The organism is Peribacillus kribbensis DSM 17871 (assembly GCF_000430765.1).
In the GTDB taxonomy this organism is placed as follows: Bacteria; Bacillota; Bacilli; order Bacillales; family DSM-1321; genus Paraperibacillus; species Paraperibacillus kribbensis.
The window spans coordinates 1-18819 of record NZ_KE387239.1; the positions used below are offsets into that span (position 1 = coordinate 1).

Sequence of the window (18819 nt, forward strand, 5' to 3'; positions counted from 1 at the left end):
GCACCACTAATGTATTGGAAAGATTGAACTCTGAGATTCGAAGACGCGAACAGGTAATCCGTGTCTTTCCAAATCATCAGTCTGCCTTTCGCCTAATTGGAGCTGTGTTAATGGATTATGCTGATACGTTAGACTTGGGCGGCCGAAAATATCTTCATACTTCAAATTAGGAAACGTACACCAAAGGTTTTGGGAGGAGGAGGCTAGCCACCTCCTCCCAAAACCTCATAAACATAGTGGTTTACATTGAACATTATTTTTACACAAGATGCTGGACTTGACTGTCCTTACTCGAGGAACCAAAGGTAAATAAGGGGAGGTTTTACCGTTAAATCCAAAAGGGAGGTCAGTTCGGGGAAAATTTCCCCTTATTTTAAAAAAATCCTTCCATTTTTAGCTTTTCAGGGTCGATAAAGGGAATTTCTCCCCTTATTTGAGCTTTTTTTAATCCTCATTACAAAATAAGGGGAATTTCTCCCTCTAAGTATCAGCCCGGGCTACACCTCCAACGGATCCAAAACAAAAGCAGGTGGCGTCTATCTCCACCTGCTTAATTTTAGTGAGCTATTTCACTGCAGGAACAGCCGTCGGCTTTTCGCTCGGTTCGGCATTTTTGATCGTCGGCCATCCGTTCTTCCAAATGATCTTATCAATCATGAGAGGCCTTCTTGTGACTCCGCTGTTCAGCTTGGGCTTGTTTTTTTGAATCGCATGATACACCATCCAGTCCTGCCCTTTTTCATCTGTGATGACTGCATTGTGGCCGGGACCGGCAAATTTTTTGCTGCCTGTCAGGATCACCGTTCCTTCAGAGTCTTTCAGATCGTTTCCTGCCTGATCAAGGTAAGGGCCGCCTATTTCCTTGGAACGCCCCACGGCAACATGATAGGTGCTCTTTTCCCCCTCACAGCAGGAACCCGAAGATAGAAACAGATAATAGTAGTCTTTTTTCTTGAAGATATAAGGTGCTTCAAACGAATTTCCTGCCGCCTGGAAGGGTGCTCCGGAAACCTTGAAGCCATCAGGCGAGAGCTTTACGCCATAAATGCCATGGAAGCTGCCCCAGAACAAATAGGGAGTTCCATTGTCATTATAAAATTCAGGATCGATAGAATTCTCGACCTTAATGTCTTTACTTGTAAAAAGAGGCCCGTGATCGGTGAAGGGATCCTCCGGCTTGTCACTGACGGCCACGCCGATGCCCGGATTTTCATCTCCCCAGGTAGACATAGAATAGTAGAGATAATACTTTCCATTGTATTCATTAATATCAGGAGCCCAGATACCGCCTTCCTTCCAGTTCGGCTTATCCACGGCTTCGAAGGCCTCGCCTTGATATTTCCAGTCGACAAGGTTCTTGGAACGGATGACTGGAACGTAGCGCGGCCCCTGACCGTCTCCCCAATTATCCTCTGTCCCATAAGCATATAGCCGTCTTTTCCTTTAATGATAGACGGATCGGCAATGACAGGCTCGAAGACTGGGTTTTTATACTGTTTCGTTTTAGGTGCTGACTGGTCCGATGAACAGCCTCCCAGGATAAGCATCAGGGCAGCAGCCATCCCCAAAAGTATTTTATGCATTTCTCCACTCCCTCTTAGTTAAATTATTTAACTTATCTATCAAAATAGTAACGCAGTCTTTTTGGACCTACAATACCTATTTTTTTTTGATAAAAAGTAGAGGAAATGTGTCGAAACTAGGCATAATATGGAATCTTTTAATATTCTTAGGCTAAGACAAGACAAAAAATAGTATTTTTTATAAAATAATAGTTGTAAGCGTTGACAAATAAAGAGTAGAAGATTATGATATTTACAGAAAGTAAATTAATTTAATTAAGTTTATCGTCACACCATTCAGAGCAGTACTATTTTAACCCAAGGGGGATAAACGCTATGAAAAAGAGAAAATGGCTTGGACTGGCTATGACCGCTGTTTTGGCAGTAGGATCACTGGCAGCCTGCTCTAGCAAGGATTCATCTTCATCTGATGGAGGAAAAGGAACCAAGATTACATATTGGGCGCCTTTCTCTGGTGCGGATGGTCCGCGCATGAAGAATATCGTTAACAGCTACAACAAGTCACAGTCTAAATACAATGTGGATCTTCAGATTGTTCCGCAGAATGATTATTATAAAACCGTTGACCTTGCATTCTCAGGTCAAAAGAATGCACCGGATCTTATGATCATGCATACGGATCAGCTGACAAACTATGCTGAGAAGAATCTTCTGAAGGATATGTCCGACACGATCAAGAAAAACGGCGTTAAGGAGTCTGATTACTCTCCGACTGCCTGGGGTGCAGGAAGCATTAAAGGAAAGCAGTATTCCATTCCTTTGGATATCCACCCATTGATCATGTACTACAACAAGGATATGTTCAAGGCAGCCGGACTTGACCCTAACAAGCCGCCTACCAACCGCGAAGAATTTGTAGCGGATGCTAAAAAGCTTACAAATGAGTCTAAAAAGCAATACGGATTCGTAGTTCCGACTCTTTGGCCGAACCAATTCATCTTCCCGACTGTTTTCTTCCAGAATGGCGGCGAATTGATGAAGGACGGCAAGCCTAACTACAACAGCCCAGAAGGCGTTGAGGCTCTTACTTTCTTAAGTGACCTGGTCAAAAAGGATAAAGTTTCCCCTGCTAATGTTCAGCAGGATGGGGAAGTTACTCTATTCCTTCAAGGCAAGAACGCTATGCAGCTGAATGGTCCATGGATGATGGAGCAGTGGGATAAAGCAGGCATCAATTACGGTGTAGCTCCGGTTCCTCAGCTTGGAACGAAGCAGCAGGCAGTATATGCAAACGGACACAACTTTGTTATCCCGGCTTCTGTAACAGATTCCAAGAAGCTTGCAGGAATTTCCGACTTCCTGAAATATGTAGCCGACAACACCATGGAGTGGGCAAAGTCAGGACAGGCGCCAGCATCTAAAGCAATCTATGAGCAGAATGCAGATTTCAAAAAGATGGTACAACAGCCTCAGGTTGCAAAAGAATTTGATTATGCTAAATTCGCTCCGCGTGTAGCTAACTGGGGACAAATTTCTGAGCCGCTATTCTCAGAAGTCAACCTTGCCCTGTTAGGCAAGAAAGATCCTAAGAAAGCGCTCGATGATGCAAATAAAAAAGCAGAACAATTAATGCAGAAATAATAAAACCATGAGGCGGGACAGGTGTATCACAGCATACTCACCTGCCCGCCTCTTCTAGTTAGGATTCATAAAAATCATGAAAAAAGGAGGAGAGGCAGCATGAACAAAACAAGCTGGAAATCACAGCTCACATCAAGTCTGTTCGTACTTCCATATCTGATCTTGTTTGTTATTTTCCTGTTGATTCCGATTATTTACGGAGCCTGGATGAGCCTTCACAACTGGGACCTGCTAAATCCCGTGCATGAGTTCGTAGGATTGAAAAACTATGCCAAAATATTTGATTCCTCTTCTTATCTTCACAATCTATTTTTCGACGGACTGAAGCATACCATCCTGTTTGTTGTGATTTCTGTGCCCCTATTAGTGATTGTTGGCCTTGGCCTTGCGCTTTTAATCAATGCCCTGCCGGGAAAAATCAAAGGATTTTTCCGTACGTTATACTTTATTCCCTATGCGGTATCAGTTTCCGTTGTGGCGATCATCTGGCTCTGGATTCTGGATACGAACAGCGGTTTGATGAATGAATATTTCCAAAAACTTCATCTGCCGGCTATTCCATGGCTTACGGACATGCCATGGGCCTGGATTTCCATCGTCATTGCGACCATCTGGTGGACCATCGGCTTCAATATGGTCATCTTCATCAATGCATTGAATGATGTTTCTGAAGAATTGTACGAAGCAGGCTCCCTGGATGGTGCCAATAGATGGCAGCGATTGATTTATATCACTCTGCCAAGCATTAAACCAACGATGCTGTTTGTTTTGATAACGTCCACTATCGCATCCTTCAATATTTACGGACAGCCATTCATGATGACAAGGGGCGGCCCGGGAACTTCCACGAAGGTGCTCTTAATGAATATCGTAGATGAAGCATTTAAACAAAGACAGCTTGGAAACGCCGCGGCGATGTCTCTGATGATGGCCCTAATTATGATCATCATTTCCGTCGTCCAGCTGCGCGTATCCAATCGAAAGGAGTAGTGGGATATGCAAAGCAGAACAAGCAAAACTGTATTAATCATTCTCGCGATCATCATTGGCTTGATTTTCATCGTACCGATTTTCTGGATGCTGGCTACTTCTTTCAAGACTGACCAGGAAGCTTTCACAGCTGGATTAAAATGGCTGCCGAAGGTCTTTACATTGGAAAACTATCAATATGCATTTGGAAACAACGGAGATACGCCTGTTCTTCAGTGGATGGGAAATTCCCTGTTCGTAGGGGTTGTCGGTACTCTGATCGTCCTTTTTGTAGATACACTGGCCGCTTATGGTCTGGCAAGGCTGGATGTGCCGTTTAAAAAACTCCTAGTCGGACTTTTTATCGGATCCCTGACGATTCCTTGGGTTATCACATTCCTTCCTTTATATATGGAATTTAACAAATTTGGTCTTCTTGATACCTATGCGGTCCTGATTCTGCCTTATTCCGCAAATGCCTTTGGTGTATTCCTGCTGTATCAGTATTTCAGGGGCTTTCCAAAGGAATTAGAAGAAGCTGCTTTCCTTGACGGAGCCAATAAATGGCAGGTGTTTGTGAAGGTGGTTCTTCCTTCTGCAAGACCGGTCATCTGGACACTTGCGATCTTTACCTTCATGGGAATCTACAATGACTTCCTATGGCCATTGGTTACAACCAACTCGCCTGGAATGAGGACCATCACGACAGGAATTGCTGTTATGCAGCAGGGAAGCTTCGTTTCTTCTCCTGCGAAATTGATGGCGTTGACCTCCATCGCGACCATCCCGGCTGTTCTGCTCTTTGTGATCGGCCAGCGTTCATTCATTAAAGGTGTTACTCAATCGGGTATTAAATAAGTCTATCACTAGGAAGGATTTGAAATAGAGATGTCAATTCCACGCAATGAATATCCCAGACCCCAATTTGTACGGACTGAATGGGAAAATCTGAACGGACAATGGGACTTTGCATTTGATGATGAAAATAAGGGCCTAAGTGAAAAGTGGTATGAACGCTTTCCTGATGGCCGGAAAATAACCGTTCCGTTTGCATTCCAGACAGAATTGAGCGGAATTAACGATGGGTCCTTTCATGATATTGTCTGGTATCGCCGCGGGCTTACTGTGCCGGAAAGCTGGGCAGGACGTGACCTGATCCTCCACTTCGGTGCCGTGGATTATCGTGCCTGGGTGTACATCAACGGAAATCTTGCCTGTTTCCACGAAGGCGGCAATACTCCGTTTTCAGCGAATATCACTCATCTGTTAAACTCTGAGAACAATGAAATCACGGTTCGTGTGGAGGATCCTTCTGAGGATGTCACAATTCCAAGAGGAAAGCAGTACTGGCATCAGCAGTCTGAATCCATCTTCTATACGCGCACAACAGGAATCTGGCAGACTGTCTGGATGGAGCCGGCTGAAAAAACCACGCTTGCTGGGATCCGCTGGACACCTGAGATTGACCGCGGTGACATTGAGCTTGAATTTGATGTGGAAGGAATCACAGAAGGCCTGTCTCTATCTGTCGAAATTTCCTTTAATGGCCAGAAAATCATTTCTGACAGCACGAATCTATTTGAAAGCTATAACAAGCGCAGCTTCAATCTGCGCAACCGCTTTACGGATCGAAGCAATATTCATGGGCCAGGCTGGTACTGGACACCGGAGAACCCGAACCTCTTTGATGCGGTTTTAACGCTAAAAAAAGGTGAGAAGGTTCTGGATCGCGTGGAAACGTATTTTGGAATGAGAAAGGTTTCCATTGAAGACGGCATTTTCAAGCTGAACAATATGCCTTACTATCAAAAGCTTGTCCTGGATCAAGGCTACTGGCCAAAGGCGCTTCTGACTGCGCCGACGGACGAGGATTTGAAAAAGGATATCGAGCTTGCGAAGGAAATGGGCTTCAATGGTGCAAGGAAGCACCAGAAGGTAGAGGATCCGCGTTTCCTATACTGGGCAGACCGGCTGGGCTTCCTCGTCTGGGGCGAAATGGCCAATGCGTCCGAGTACAGTGAAGAAGCGGCCCGCCGCCTGGCGACTGAATGGTTTGATGTCGTAAAACGCGACTACAGCCATCCGTCCATCATCGTCTGGCTGCCGCTGAACGAAAGCTGGGGCATTTCCCGCGTGGCTTATGATAAACATCAGCAGGCTCATGCAACATCCATGTACTGGCAGACTAAATCGATCGACCAGACACGCCCGGTTCTTTCCAACGACGGCTGGGAGCATACCATATCCGACATCTGCGGCATCCACAACTACACTAGCGCCGAAGAAATGGCCGAAGCCTATAAGGATGTGGAGAGTGCCATCTCCACCACACCAGCGAACCGCGTAATCTATGCGAACGGCTTCAACTATAATGGAGAGCCGATTTTAATCACGGAATACGGCGGTATCGCCTACAAAGTGGATGAAACCGAAGGCTGGGGCTACTCTGCTGTCCAATCCGCCGAAGATCTTGTGGAAGAATACCGCAAAGTCACAGGCGCCCTGACAGACAGCAAAATCATCCAGGGCTTCTGCTACACCCAGCTCACCGACGTAGAACAGGAAATCAACGGCCTGCTGACCTACGACCGGGAGCCGAAGTGTGATTTGAAGAAAATCAAGGAAATTAACGATCGGAAATAACGTATGGCACATCCTGCTGGTTTGGCGGGGTGTGTTTTTTTGTGGGTGAGGGGGCTGGGACGGCTGCCGTTCATTGAAAAAAGACTAAGCTGGAGATGCTAAAAAAAAAGAAGTGGCGCACAGCTGCGAAACCTTCGTCAGGCCGTTCCGATGAATTCGGAGGGGTCAGCGGCGGAGTAATGGAAAAAATGGGATTTAGAATAAGTGAAAGCAGGTGCTCTTTGCGGCAGCACCTGCTTTTTTTGAGTTATGCAGGATATTTGAAATAATTGCTGGATTACAAGGTGGATATGCAGGATTTCAGATGACATATGCCGGATCCTCAGAATTTATGCAGGATGCTTAAAAAAGGCACCAACCAACCAATCCACAACCACCCCAGCCGCTATCCCGGCTGCATACCGAACAAGATCGACAGCCAGAAAGCCATGCCCCAAGATTAACCCCCCAAGCAATGTGCCGCGAATCTCATTTATCCATTCGGACTGGTAGAGCTGGCTGAATTCAATCCCAAAGCTGAACAGCAGACTGAGGAACAAAGCTGCCCATATGCTTTTGTGCACTAGAAGAAAGCGGAATCCAAAATAGACCATCATGGCCCAGAGGGCGTCTCCGGCATTGTCGGCCAAAAATGCAGGGAGCCTGCCGCTGTATTTCCTGGAAGCCAGGCCCAGCAGGATGGCAGCAAGCATCAGCACTAAATGGATCCATCTTTTGCGTTTCATCCCGGTCACCCCGCTCGTAAGGTACTGGCTCTAGCATAGCATATAGAAAGACTTCCGAAGCATTCGGAGCCTGGTTCTTAAAAGGTTTCTCTGCCTTGTTTTGATTTTTTGACTGATTGGATTGGTTGGATCTGTTTAGCTATAAAATAGAAGGGAAAATTTCCCTTAATTCGAAATGATGAATAAAAAGAGCTGAAGTAAAGGGGGAAATTCCCTCTATTGACTTAAAAAATCAGTTTTTATCCTCATAAGGAAAAAACTTCCCTTATTTCTTCCGAAACGAACCCCATTCTGACATTAACGGGAATTTCTGCGCTTATCTTTGCTCAAGTTTAAAAGGGCCTTCCAATGGAAAGGCCCTCTCATCATTTCTTGATATTCTGATCCACGATTTTCTGTGCGGCAGCAGCTGCTTTTTTAGGGCTGTCTCCGCCGAGGACAGAGTGAATGGAGCTTAGGACCGCTTTTTCTACGTTTTCGTCAGGAATGAGGTAGCGTGGCTGGAACCTGGTTTTTTTAGTGGACCATTCTGAGATGTTGTTCAGGTCCTTTGAGTCGTAGGTCACATCCTTGACGGTCACATTTTGGCTGGTTTTGTTGGCGTATTCCTCTGCATTTTCCTTGCGGCTGAAGAACTCGATGAATTTTTTGGCTTCCTTCTTTTTCTTGGAGTTTTTATTCACTCCGAGCAGGAAGGTGGTGGTATGGATGCCCTCGTATTTCGCCTGATTCGCCGGGACGGTGATCGGGGCGAGAAGGCCGAGCTTGCTTGAGGCCGAGCTTGCTTGATGTCGCTTCCGGATGCTTGCGATGGCATAGGAGCCGGATGCCAGCATGGCGGCTTTTCCTTGGGCGACCATGGCGATGGCAGCGTCATGCTTGGTACCGAGCGCATCCTTCTGGAAATAGCCTTTGTCGTTCAGCTCCTTGAATTGTGTGAGAGTTTTGACCCACCATTCATCGGTCAGCTGTTTGAGGCGGGGATGACCGATGGGGCCTCCAGCTGGAGAATCTACCGGAAGATCGTAATTCCGCTGTCCCTGCCATCCATGGCAGCAGCCGCCATTTTCCTATTCGTCTGCAATGGAATGATTTATTTTATCCGCTGCTGTTTATTACAGACAGCAAATATAAGACCCTGCCCTTGGCTTTACTTGAGTTTCAGGGCGAATATATCACGAATTTTCCCATGTTGTTTACAGGAGTCATCATTGCCTCCGCGCCGATGGTCATCGCGTATATGTTCCTTCAGCGTTTCTTAATTGCGGGGATGACGGCAGGATCAGTTAAAGGGTAAGAAAACCAGCTGCGGCTGGTTTTTTTATGCCAACTGAATGGCTTGATTCGGATTCCGTAAAGGAAGGCTGCCTGCCCGGAGAGTGTCGGCCGGTCTGCCAAGAGCATAGCCCTGGCCCAGCTGCAGACCGAGATATTGAACCCAGTCTCAGCTCGGTCATGCTATTGATTCCTTCTGCGATAGGGAGGGTTAAGGGTTTGTAAAAGAAGGTAAAGTCTGCAGGTTCGATGAACAAATCGGTGGATGAGGATTACTGTTTATCTGCTTCAAATGGGGGCTGTTGCTATCCGTTCCAGGCCATCGCTTTCCGCGGGGCGGGCGGTGAGCTTCCTCGGCTTCGCCTGTGGGATCTCACCTGTCCCGCTAATCCCGCAGGAGTCTTCGCGCCTTCCACTTCAATCAACAGGGTTTAAATATAGACAATTATATGATGTAAGAAACCTATTAAATGGTGGGAAAACAACTTGTCCATGAATGAAGGTAATGAATAGTAACAAGACTCTAGTGTTAGGTATTAAGTAATCATGTGCTGACCAAGAAACATGCAGGGACTATCTATTCTTATAAACCTCTGACTTTTGAGGTACCTCCTCAGCTTCACCTGCGGGGCCTCTGTCCGGAGCATTATTCCCCATACTACTAAAAGTAACTAAAAATAAAGGGAGAAATTCCCCTTAAATTAAAAAATATACGATTTTTCTTAAAAATAAAGGGAGTTTTTCCCCTTATATGGTCCAACTCCTTGGATTTTGTCTTTTTTTGAGCGGTTAAAGGGAATTTCTCCCCTTATTTTGGCTTGTTAAGCGTTCTCTATATGCAATAGCGGTAAAAACTCCCCTTATGAATTCTCATACTTACACAAAAATCCATAAGGAGGGCCTTACCAAAACACCATTTGCCTGTGGGCTGCCAGTGAATAAAATGAAACCCGCCAGTGGGGGTCCCTTAATGAGCAGCGGCACGTTCACTATTTCTTGATGTAAACAGCTCTGCAAGGATCAGGGCGACGGCGCCCATGGCGGTGGCGTCTTCTCCGAATTTGGAGAGCATGATTTCGGTTTGTTTGGCCGGCTGGGTCAGGGCGCGCTGGTTTACGGTCTGGATGATGCTTTCCATGAGGAAGTCTCCTGCATTGGAAACTCCTCCGCCAATGATGATTCTTCTTGGGTTTACCGTGTGAATGAGATTGGTAATGCCGACACCGAGATAGCGCCCGGCCTGCTGAAGGGTGTTTTTGGCAAGAGAATCTCCCTTAAGCGCTGCTTCGTAAATCAGTTCTCCTGTTAAGTCTTCGAGATTGCCGTCTGTCATTTCACTAAGTAGAGTTGCTTCGCCGAGACGCATTTCTTTTTTGACGCTTTCCACGATGGCAGGTCCGGAAGCGAATGTCTGCAGGCAGCCGTAATTTCCACAGGTGCACTGCGGGCCATCGATGTCGATGACCATGTGGCCGATTTCTCCGCTTATAAAATGGTTTCCGTGATACAGCCTGCCATTGATGATGATTCCGGCGCCTATGCCGAGGCCGACGTTCATGCAGACGAAGCTGTCCAATCCTGCGCCATTGCCAAACCACAGCTCCCCAAGGCTCATGGCACGCCCGTCGTTCTCGACCTTCACAATCATGTTAAATTCCTTTTCCAGTTCATCCTTAATAGGGATGTTCTGAAGGTTTAAGTTAGGGGCGAAGATGGAGGCACCCTGATCAACATCCACAATTCCGTGCATGCCGACACCGATTCCCACTACATTTTCAACATCGACCCCGCTTCCCGCAATGACGGAACGGATGGACTCTTTCATCAGGCTTAAAAGCTCATCTGAAGAGCTGCGGTCGGGAATGGGATATACCAGTTTATTTAAAATTTTTCCGGTGATGCTCGTTAAAATGATTTTTAGGTTCTGGGAGCCGATATCCATGCCGACCACATGAAACATTTCTTCATTCAGTGTCAGCAGGGTAGGCTTGCGGCCGCCGCTTGATTCACCCAAGCTCAGCTCGATCACAATTTCCGCTAAAAGCAGTTCCTTTACCAGGCTGCTTACGGTAGGTGGCGTCAGCTTTGTCAGTTTTGCGATTTCTGCCCTTGAGATCGGGCCTCTTTCCCGGATTATATTTAAAATTAATGAACGGTTAATGGACTTCATTAACTTGAAGCTTCCTCTTAAAATGTTTCGTGCCATTTACATTCCCCCGTCTACACAAGTTGCGCCGAACTTTGTTAAGTATAATTATAAACTATTTAGGAGAGGGATTAAACCAAGTTTGAACATAATTAGCTTTTAAACATGCTATTCCCTGAACTACAAACTCTAAAAAGCCGTCTGCCGAATATTTTCCCAATGGTAAATGAATACTCTGGCCTATTTTAGATATAGGATAAATAAGGTAAATATATAATTAATTACAAGATTCGATGTATATTGACACACTTTTCTATTTCTTTGTAAAATTATGTGTTGGACTTATTCGATAACACGAAGCAAAATAGTAAGGACAGGAAAGGGATGCTGACCATGGAAGAAAGAACACCATTTTCTTTATATGAAAACGAGACAACACTGACGAGAAACGAACTAAAGGATATACTGGAAAATTGTATAAGTTCTTTCAAGGATTTGGAGATCAAGGTCGCAGAGCATAATGAGGTAAAGTTAAGCAAGGTCCGAGCCACCAATATTCTGGTGGACAGGCTGAAGAAGGATCAGCTGGTTGAAATTATTAAGCAATTATATCTTATTAATATGAGGAACTCAGATGAAATATCATTTTTAAAGTTTATTTTGACTGGACTCTTGAGCGAGCAGGCTGAAAAGAGAAAATAGTTTAGAAAACAGTTTGAGCAGTGGGCAAGCTGTTATTTTGCTTGTTATCGGTAATGGGAAAACAGAGCAGTGCACAAGCCTTCTTCCTTTCGTCTAACAAAAAAGCCATAGAGAATGATGTCTCTATGGCCTTTTCTTTATTGCTGATCTGCCTGTGCTGTATCGTTTTCTGAATCAAACTTTGCTTTTTCGGACGGTGTCAGTTCAAGATGGGACTGCAGCTCGGTCCGGATTTCATTTAAAGAAGTGTCGTCAAGCTTGTAGTAATAGATACGATTTATATACTCGTCAGATCCCTTAAGACTAAGTGACTGAACCTGCAGTCCTTTGCTGGACAGAACATAGTCGACGAAGGACTTCATTTCAGAGAATGTCAGGTTGGTAGACATGTTGTCGCCGATGGCTTCTATGACTTTTGTATATTTGGAAACAGCTCCGACAGAAGTGGCTTTATGGGCAATGGCTTCAATGGCCTGCTGCTGGCGTTTTCCTCTGTAGATATCACTGTCTTTATGTCTTGTACGGACAAAGGCCAGAGCTTCTTCGCCGTTCAATGTCTGCATACCCTTTTGCAGGTGAATAGCGTTTTTGTGGTCCTTAGAATCCTGCTCATACATTTCATAAGGTACATCCACTTTAATTCCGTTGAGAGCATCAACCACATCCATGAAGGCATTAAAGTTCATTTTGACATAGTAGTCAACCGGCACATGCATCAGCTCTTCGACCGTGTCGACGGTTGCTTTCGTGCCGCCAATGGCATGGGCATGTGTGATTTTTGTATACGTGTTATTCGCTGGTATATGAACATAGGAATCACGAGGGATGCTCACCAGCTTGATGGTTTTCTTTTTTGTATTAAAGGTGGCCAGCATCAAAGCGTCCGACCTCGTATTTCCTTTCAGGTGCCGTTTTTCGCTATCATCGATTCCTATGAATAAAAGGGAGATATTATCCTTTTCCGGATTGACGGCGGTATCACGCTTTGAAGATTTTCCAATAGAATGATAGGTTTTGCCAAAGACATTTTCGGCCTTATTATAAAGAAAGGCGGCATAGCCTGTCCCGGCCAGTGCCATCATAAGTATAGGAACAAGAATAAAAGATACTAGACGCTTGCGCTTACGCTTCTTTCTATATACTTTATAAACTCTCCTGTTGGAAGACATACTCGTTATCTCCTTAATTTTTGTCTTTATCCGTGACAAGATCCGATATTTTTCTGATCATATTTTACAATTTTACGCAAAATTCGTAAACAATATTTCTACACGGGAACAAGTCCCTATATATTTCCCATTCAATTCTCAAATAAGAGATTCCTGATACAGTGTACCGCCTCGATGAATTTCTGACTGGCCGTTTGTCATTTCCGTCATCCAGTCGATAAAGTTCTCGATGGCATCTTCTTTTACAAACACTTCGATTTCCACAGAATCGCTGTAATGAATTTCTTTGATTTCATACTGGGATGAACGAAGCTCATTTTCAAGCTTTCCAAGCCAGGTATAATCGACCTTCGTTTTCATTATGCGCGTCAGTCGGCGTTCCACGATGCCGGTATGGGCCAGCCCTTCTGAAACAGAACTGCCATAAGCACGAATCAGTCCGCCGGCGCCGAGCTTGATTCCGCCGAAATATCTGGTAACGACAACGACTGTATCCTTTAGATTCTTTTTCTTCAGGACCTCCAGCATAGGTACACCGGCTGTTCCGCTGGGTTCCCCGTCATCATTGGCCTTTTGGACCAGGTTGTTCTCTCCTATTAAATAGGCGGAGCAATTATGATTCGCATCATGATGTTTCTTTTTTATACCAGCGATGAATTCCAGGGCAGCTTCCTCTGTTTCTGCGCGCTGAACATAGGCAATAAAACGAGATTTTTGTATGATCAGCTCATGCGCGCCATACCCTTTTACAGTCAAGTAGCTCTGAAGCATTGATTCACCCTCTTATGATAAAGGACTATCAGTATTAAGCCTGCTATTTTGCACGCTCAAACCATTATTATACGGCCTTATCCATACTTAGGCAATGGAGGATGTTAGGAAACCCGCCAATCTGTTGAAAAGCTGGCAGAAAAGGTTTCTGCTAAACATAGGAATACAGGGGTTTCCGTAATCTTATTTCGCAAGATTGTAAAGGAATTTTAATATTACTAAAGACACATCATGATATAATGAAAAATATTCTAGTAGATAAAATTTATTATTTTAAAATACATAAACAACGGGGATAAATAGTAAAATACCACTGTTGCTGCTTGTAACTAATTATTGTAATCTAGGGAAATATTATTATACGAAAATAGTTCAATTTTCATAAGAATTGGAATAAATAGGTCCTTTTGACCCTTTTACCCAATTTGGTATTTTCCCAACCTCAAAGTCCTTTGAACTGCGAAATTTAATGTTACAATAAAATAGTAGAAATTCCTTGTTTAAGTGGAATTTATTGAGAGATATACATAAGCGCAGTGTGGATGTCTAGTAGAATAGTTCAGTATATTAAAGTAGGCCTTATGAAGCAATGGGCAGGCACTGCAAAGCTTAGGCTGCTTGCAGTATTGGGGGATCCGAGATGTTGAAAAAAGTCGATAACAAGGCCCTTGACTCCATACTCGAGACAATGGTTGATACCGTGGGGCAGAGCAAAAATGAAATCTTCCATATAGGAGAGCAGTGCCGCCAGGATTTTTCCGCTATGTCTGCCGAGTTAATTGAAATTAAAGCAAGAGTCGTCAGAATTATCGATGAAGGCGATACTCTTGAAAAAAATGCAAGATTTGCCCGAAAGAGGCTTTCGGAAGTCAGCCGCCACTTTCATCAATTCAATGAAGAACAAGTAAGAGAAGCCTATGAAAAGGCACATGCCCTGCAGGTCGATCTCCAAATAAACCGCCAGCTGGAAAAGCAGCTGCGTAATCGCAGAGATGATTTGGAACGCCGGCTGTTTGGACTTCAGGAGACCATTGACCGGGCAGAACAGCTGAGCTCGCAAATTTCCGTGGTGCTTAATTATTTAACAAGCGATCTCCGCCAGGTAGGGGAAGTTCTTGCGGATGCCAAGCGTAAGCAGGAATTCGGCTTAAAAATCATTGAAGCCCAGGAGGAAGAACGCAAGAAACTTTCGCGTGAAATCCATGATGGTCCTGCACAGATGATGGCCAATGTGATGATGCGTTCAGATCTGATTGACCGTGTATTCCGCGAGCGGGGAGTTGATCAAGGACTGCAGGAAATCAAAGACCTGAAAAGAATGGTGCGGAACGCCCTTTATGAGGTGAGAAGGATCATATACGATTTAAGGCCGATGGCGCTGGATGATTTAGGATTGATTCCGACCCTCAGAAAATATCTTCAGACCATCGAAGAGTATAATAATAAGGATGTAAGAATTGCCTTTACCAGCTTAGGAGAGGAAAAACGGCTTCCGGCCAAGATGGAGGTAGCGCTGTTTAGGCTCGTGCAGGAATCTGTCCAGAATGCGCTGAAGCATGCGCAGGCAAAAAACATCCAAATTAAGATGGAAACCATAAAGGACCAGGTGACAGTGGTGGTAAAGGATGATGGCATCGGATTTGACTCCTCGGCCAAGAAGGAAGGCTCCTTCGGCTTGATGGGGATGGGAGAGCGTGTCGATCTCCTCGAAGGCTCCATAAGCATTGATTCAAGTCCGGGCGCAGGCACCGTGATTGTCATCCAGGTACCGATCAAAGTCACATCATCTTTGTCCTGATAAAAAACATATGAAAAACTTCGATTCAGGAGTTTTATATAAAATACTACAAAAAATAAGACATAAAAAAACGTATTAGAATTTTAGGGAGGCGAAGTCGTTGACAACGAAAATCATCATTATTGATGACCATCAACTTTTTCGCGAAGGAGTCAAGCGCATACTGGATTTTGAATCTTCATTTGAAGTGCTTGCAGAAGGCGACGATGGATCAGAAGCAATGGAACTGGTAGAAAAAAATAACCCTGACGTGGTAATCATGGATATCAATATGCCGCATATCAATGGCATTGAGGCTACCAGGCAGCTGGTGGAAAAATATCCGGAATCGAAGGTCATCATCCTGTCAATTCATGACGATGAAAACTATGTCACTCATGCACTGAAAACTGGTGCAAGAGGCTATTTATTAAAAGAAATGGATGCAGACGCTTTAATCGAGGCAGTCAAGGTCGTTGCGGACGGCGGTTCTTACCTCCATCCCAAGGTTACCCACAATCTTGTGGCCGAATACAGACGCCTTGCCGCCGAAGAGGGACAGGGCTCCGACAGAAGGCCGGCTTACGAAATCCGCAGGCCGCTGCACCTTCTGACCCGACGTGAATGCGAAGTCCTGCAGCTCCTGGCTGACGGACAAAGCAACCGCGGAATCGGCGAAACCCTCTTCATCAGCGAAAAAACCGTAAAAAATCACGTAAGCAACATCCTGCAGAAAATGAACGTAAACGACAGAACCCAGGCCGTCGTACTTGCCATCAAAAATGGCTGGGTCGAAGTCCGATAAAGCTAATACCCGAAGAACGCTCAGGGAGAATCCTCTCTCGAGCGTTTTTTATTTGAGCTGCGGGAACTCTATGGGGTCTGGCCCTAAGGCAGCAGGAAGATTGGTTATGAGCCGAGATGCAGAATAAATGGTCCGGTTTTTTATTTTTATGATCCGGTTTCTTCAAAGAATGATCTGAAATCAGTAATTAATAGTCCAAGCGGTATTCTGGAGGGGCTGCACGGTTTTGTAATGGTCCGGTTTTGTGGTGAATGAACGTAAAAATAGGGGGAATGATCCCCATCCTTTTTAAATGGTCGTAGATTCGATGAAATGATTCTGCCAGCGATAAAATGATCGGCGAACCAGGGGAATGGTGCGATTAGGGGCGAAATGGTAGAAGAAGGTGAGCAATGATACGATCTACTTCTGCTATAGACAGGCAAAGAGATTGGAAGTCTTCCAATCTCTCATTTAAAATGCTGTACAATGATCCCGCGGCCATTTGCCGCACTTACTTCTGCATAAGCGCCATTTACAAAGGTGATCTGGGGAGGCATGTGGCCGCAGTCTATGTCGTAGATAATGGGAAGTCCTAAGTCTTCCGCCATATCCTGATACACATCCACGATTGTGTAACCGTCCACTTCCTGAACTTCAGGGCTTCTGCCGAACATGAGACCTGCGCAGTTGTTGAACCAGCCGGCCAGCTTCATGTGAACGAGTGTCCGGCGCAGATCTGTGGAGGAAAGTCCGCAGTTTTCCAAATACCAAATGATCGGTTCATTCACAATGAACTGCTTTTGGAAATAGGCAACATCTCCAAATGGAGTCCCGATGAGGTGCCGGATGATATCGATGCATCCGCCAAGGAGCCGGCCCTTTGTTTCAACAGCTTTGTCCGAAAGTGTCTTCCAATTCGTTTCTTCTGTTAAGTGAAAGACGCATGGCGTGGGATTGTTGTGCTGCCATCTTTTCTGATATTTTTCGGAGGAGGACTGGTGCACAGCTTCTCCTGGCCTTGTAGATAAAACTGTCTGCCACATGGCCGTAGTCTCGTCCGAATATTCTCCTCTTATATCCACTAAATTTGTCCCGTGTGCCGTAGCAATTCCGGTTTTTAAGGTAATGGCAAGATTAAGGCGCTCACATCTGAATACCCCAGCACCCATTTATTTTTCATTGAATCAAATTGGATATGCTCCAATATTTCAATCAACAATTCCCCGCCCCAGGGAGGGATGATGATATCGATGTCAGGGTTCTGCATCATGCTCATGAACTCGTCAGCCCGGGTTTTGGCTGATGAAGACCTGGCCTTCTCCTGGCCCCAGGCCGTATCGCCGAAAACCACACTGAATCCTTTAGAGTTCATAGAGCGCTCAGAGAGCGTAAGAAGATGGTGCAATTCAGCCGGCACACCTGATGAGGGGGCGGTCACACCTATTACTGCGCCTGCTTTTAAATGTGGATATTGGATCATTTTGGTTCCTCCCTTTTTATTTATCCATTTTAAGGGAAGTTAGCTGCCAAGGGCTAGCTATTTTTGGAAAAATATTCATCCTGTGAGTTGTTTATGCAGGAATTCAACATGGTTATGCTGGATTATTTGAGGAAATGCAGGATAATCGAAATTTATGCAGGTTATTTTAGAATTATGCCGGATTATCGTATTTTATGCAGATGCTCGCATTCCGGGCGGCCGCCTCTCCTTGACAGAAACACAAAATGGGACATAATGGGTTAGAATGATATGTTATAATGTGAGAAATTAAGATTAAGGCAGGTTTTTTGCATGAAAACGGCTGTAGTAACAGACAGTACAGCATATATTGAGAAAGACATCCTGGAGAAATACAACATACATATGGTTCCGCTGAATGTGATATTCGGGAACGAGTCATACCGCGAAGAAGTGGATATTACGGCGGCAGAGTTTTATGAGGAAATCAAGAAGCAGGAAAAGCTGCCTACCACCTCCCAGCCATCGATCGGAACGCTTGTGGAAAAGTATGAGGAGCTCGCAAAGGAGTATGATGCGGTCATCAGCATCCATCTTTCAAGCGGAATCAGCGGTACCTATCAGGGCTCGATTACGGCAGGCGATATGGTTGAGAACATCAAGGTGTATTCATTTGATTCCGAAATCAGCTGCATGGCACAAGGCTTTTTCGTGCTGGAAGCGGCGAAGATGGCCTTGGAAGGGGCAGAACCGGCTAAGATCCTGGATCGTCTCATGAAAATGAGAGAAGTTTCGGATGCCTATTTCATGGCGGATGATCTTTCACATCTGCAGCGCGGCGGCAGATTGAACAGCGCCCAGGCGATCATCGGCAGCCTACTTCAAATCAAGCCTCTATTAACCTTCGAAAACAAAATAATCGTCCCGTTTGAAAAAATCCGTACGCGAAAAAAAGCGCTCAAGCGGATTGAGGATCTCCTGCAGCAGGCCCAGACCGGGGAACCCATGCAGGCGGCCATCATCCATGCGAATCGGGAGGAAGAAGCCATTCAGTGGATGAATGAGCTGAAGCCCCGTTTTCCTCATGTCAAATTCTCCATTAGCTACTTTGGACCGGTTATCGGGACTCATATTGGTGAGGGAGCATTAGGGATGGGCTGGTCCCGCAGATTTTAAAAAGGAATTTCTTGAATCGATGCCGAATAAGTAGGCATCGATTTTTTTAGGAGGTG

The 18819-nt window shown here is 45.2% G+C and carries 14 protein-coding genes and 2 pseudogenes; 9 read left to right on the forward strand and 7 right to left on the reverse strand.

The features are described from left to right. Positions 1-170: transposase (locus H539_RS28785; RefSeq protein WP_035322899.1), on the forward strand; the 170-nt coding region annotated here is incomplete at its 5' end. A gap of 394 nt (positions 171-564) precedes the next feature. Here the strand turns inward: H539_RS28785 and H539_RS28790 are convergent. Next, positions 565-1371: pseudogene (locus H539_RS28790) on the reverse strand (family 43 glycosylhydrolase); the annotation flags it as partial. A gap of 527 nt (positions 1372-1898) precedes the next feature. Here H539_RS28790 and H539_RS0115875 point away from each other — a divergent pair. The 4 genes from H539_RS0115875 to H539_RS0115890 all read left to right on the forward strand — a co-directional run bounded on the left by H539_RS0115875 (position 1899) and on the right by H539_RS0115890 (position 6776). Then, positions 1899-3164, forward strand: coding sequence for an ABC transporter substrate-binding protein (locus H539_RS0115875; protein WP_035322905.1), 1266 nt, complete (start codon positions 1899-1901; stop codon positions 3162-3164). A 99-nt stretch (positions 3165-3263) separates the two neighbouring features. Further along, on the forward strand, positions 3264-4154 hold the full coding sequence (locus H539_RS0115880) for a carbohydrate ABC transporter permease (RefSeq protein WP_026694330.1): 891 nt from the start codon (positions 3264-3266) through the stop codon (positions 4152-4154). 6 nt (positions 4155-4160) lie between these two features. Continuing rightward, the gene (locus H539_RS0115885) at positions 4161-4991 is read left to right on the forward strand and encodes a carbohydrate ABC transporter permease (protein ID WP_026694331.1); all 831 of its coding nucleotides are present in this window, start codon (positions 4161-4163) and stop codon (positions 4989-4991) included. Between the two features lie 30 nt (positions 4992-5021). After that, complete coding sequence (locus H539_RS0115890) at positions 5022-6776, forward strand: glycoside hydrolase family 2 protein (RefSeq protein WP_026694332.1); 1755 nt, start codon at positions 5022-5024, stop codon at positions 6774-6776. Positions 6777-7105: 329 nt separating this feature from the next. Here the strand turns inward: H539_RS0115890 and H539_RS0115900 are convergent, their stop codons facing one another. From H539_RS0115900 to H539_RS0115915, 3 genes are all read right to left on the reverse strand, one after another. Continuing rightward, positions 7106-7501 (reverse strand): ribosomal maturation YjgA family protein, encoded by a 396-nt coding sequence (locus H539_RS0115900; RefSeq protein ID WP_026694333.1) that lies wholly within the window; start codon positions 7499-7501, stop codon positions 7106-7108. Between the two features lie 365 nt (positions 7502-7866). After that, a complete protein-coding gene (locus H539_RS28795) occupies positions 7867-8493 on the reverse strand; it encodes an extracellular solute-binding protein (RefSeq protein WP_081415915.1) in 627 nt (208 codons plus the stop codon). Between the two features lie 1250 nt (positions 8494-9743). Beyond that, the gene (locus tag H539_RS0115915; protein WP_035322908.1) at positions 9744-10982 is read right to left on the reverse strand and encodes an ROK family transcriptional regulator; all 1239 of its coding nucleotides are present in this window, start codon (positions 10980-10982) and stop codon (positions 9744-9746) included. A gap of 333 nt (positions 10983-11315) precedes the next feature. Here H539_RS0115915 and H539_RS0115920 point away from each other — a divergent pair, with 333 nt between their 5' ends. Beyond that, positions 11316-11624, forward strand: coding sequence for a hypothetical protein (locus tag H539_RS0115920; RefSeq protein WP_026694335.1), 309 nt, complete (start codon positions 11316-11318; stop codon positions 11622-11624). A gap of 137 nt (positions 11625-11761) precedes the next feature. Here the strand turns inward: H539_RS0115920 and H539_RS0115925 are convergent, their stop codons facing one another. Both H539_RS0115925 and H539_RS0115930 read right to left on the reverse strand, forming a co-directional pair. Next, on the reverse strand, positions 11762-12793 hold the full coding sequence (locus H539_RS0115925) for an LCP family protein (RefSeq protein ID WP_026694336.1): 1032 nt from the start codon (positions 12791-12793) through the stop codon (positions 11762-11764). A 138-nt stretch (positions 12794-12931) separates the two neighbouring features. Beyond that, complete coding sequence (locus H539_RS0115930; protein ID WP_026694337.1) at positions 12932-13564, reverse strand: YigZ family protein; 633 nt, start codon at positions 13562-13564, stop codon at positions 12932-12934. 640 nt (positions 13565-14204) lie between these two features. On the opposite strand from H539_RS0115930, the gene H539_RS0115935 reads away from it, so the two are divergent. Together H539_RS0115935 and H539_RS0115940 are read left to right on the forward strand one after the other, a co-directional pair. Continuing rightward, the gene (locus H539_RS0115935; RefSeq protein ID WP_035322912.1) at positions 14205-15362 is read left to right on the forward strand and encodes a sensor histidine kinase; all 1158 of its coding nucleotides are present in this window, start codon (positions 14205-14207) and stop codon (positions 15360-15362) included. A gap of 100 nt (positions 15363-15462) precedes the next feature. Continuing rightward, positions 15463-16146, forward strand: a complete 684-nt coding sequence (locus tag H539_RS0115940) for a response regulator (protein ID WP_026694339.1) — start codon at positions 15463-15465, stop codon at positions 16144-16146. A 449-nt stretch (positions 16147-16595) separates the two neighbouring features. Here the strand turns inward: H539_RS0115940 and H539_RS28800 are convergent. Beyond that, positions 16596-17608 (reverse strand): annotated as a pseudogene (locus tag H539_RS28800) (S66 family peptidase). A gap of 312 nt (positions 17609-17920) precedes the next feature. On the opposite strand from H539_RS28800, the gene H539_RS0115955 reads away from it, so the two are divergent. Then, positions 17921-18763 carry a DegV family protein gene (locus H539_RS0115955; RefSeq protein WP_026694340.1) on the forward strand — a complete coding sequence of 281 codons (843 nt, stop codon included), beginning with the start codon at positions 17921-17923 and terminating at the stop codon, positions 18761-18763. Positions 18764-18819 lie beyond the last annotated feature (56 nt).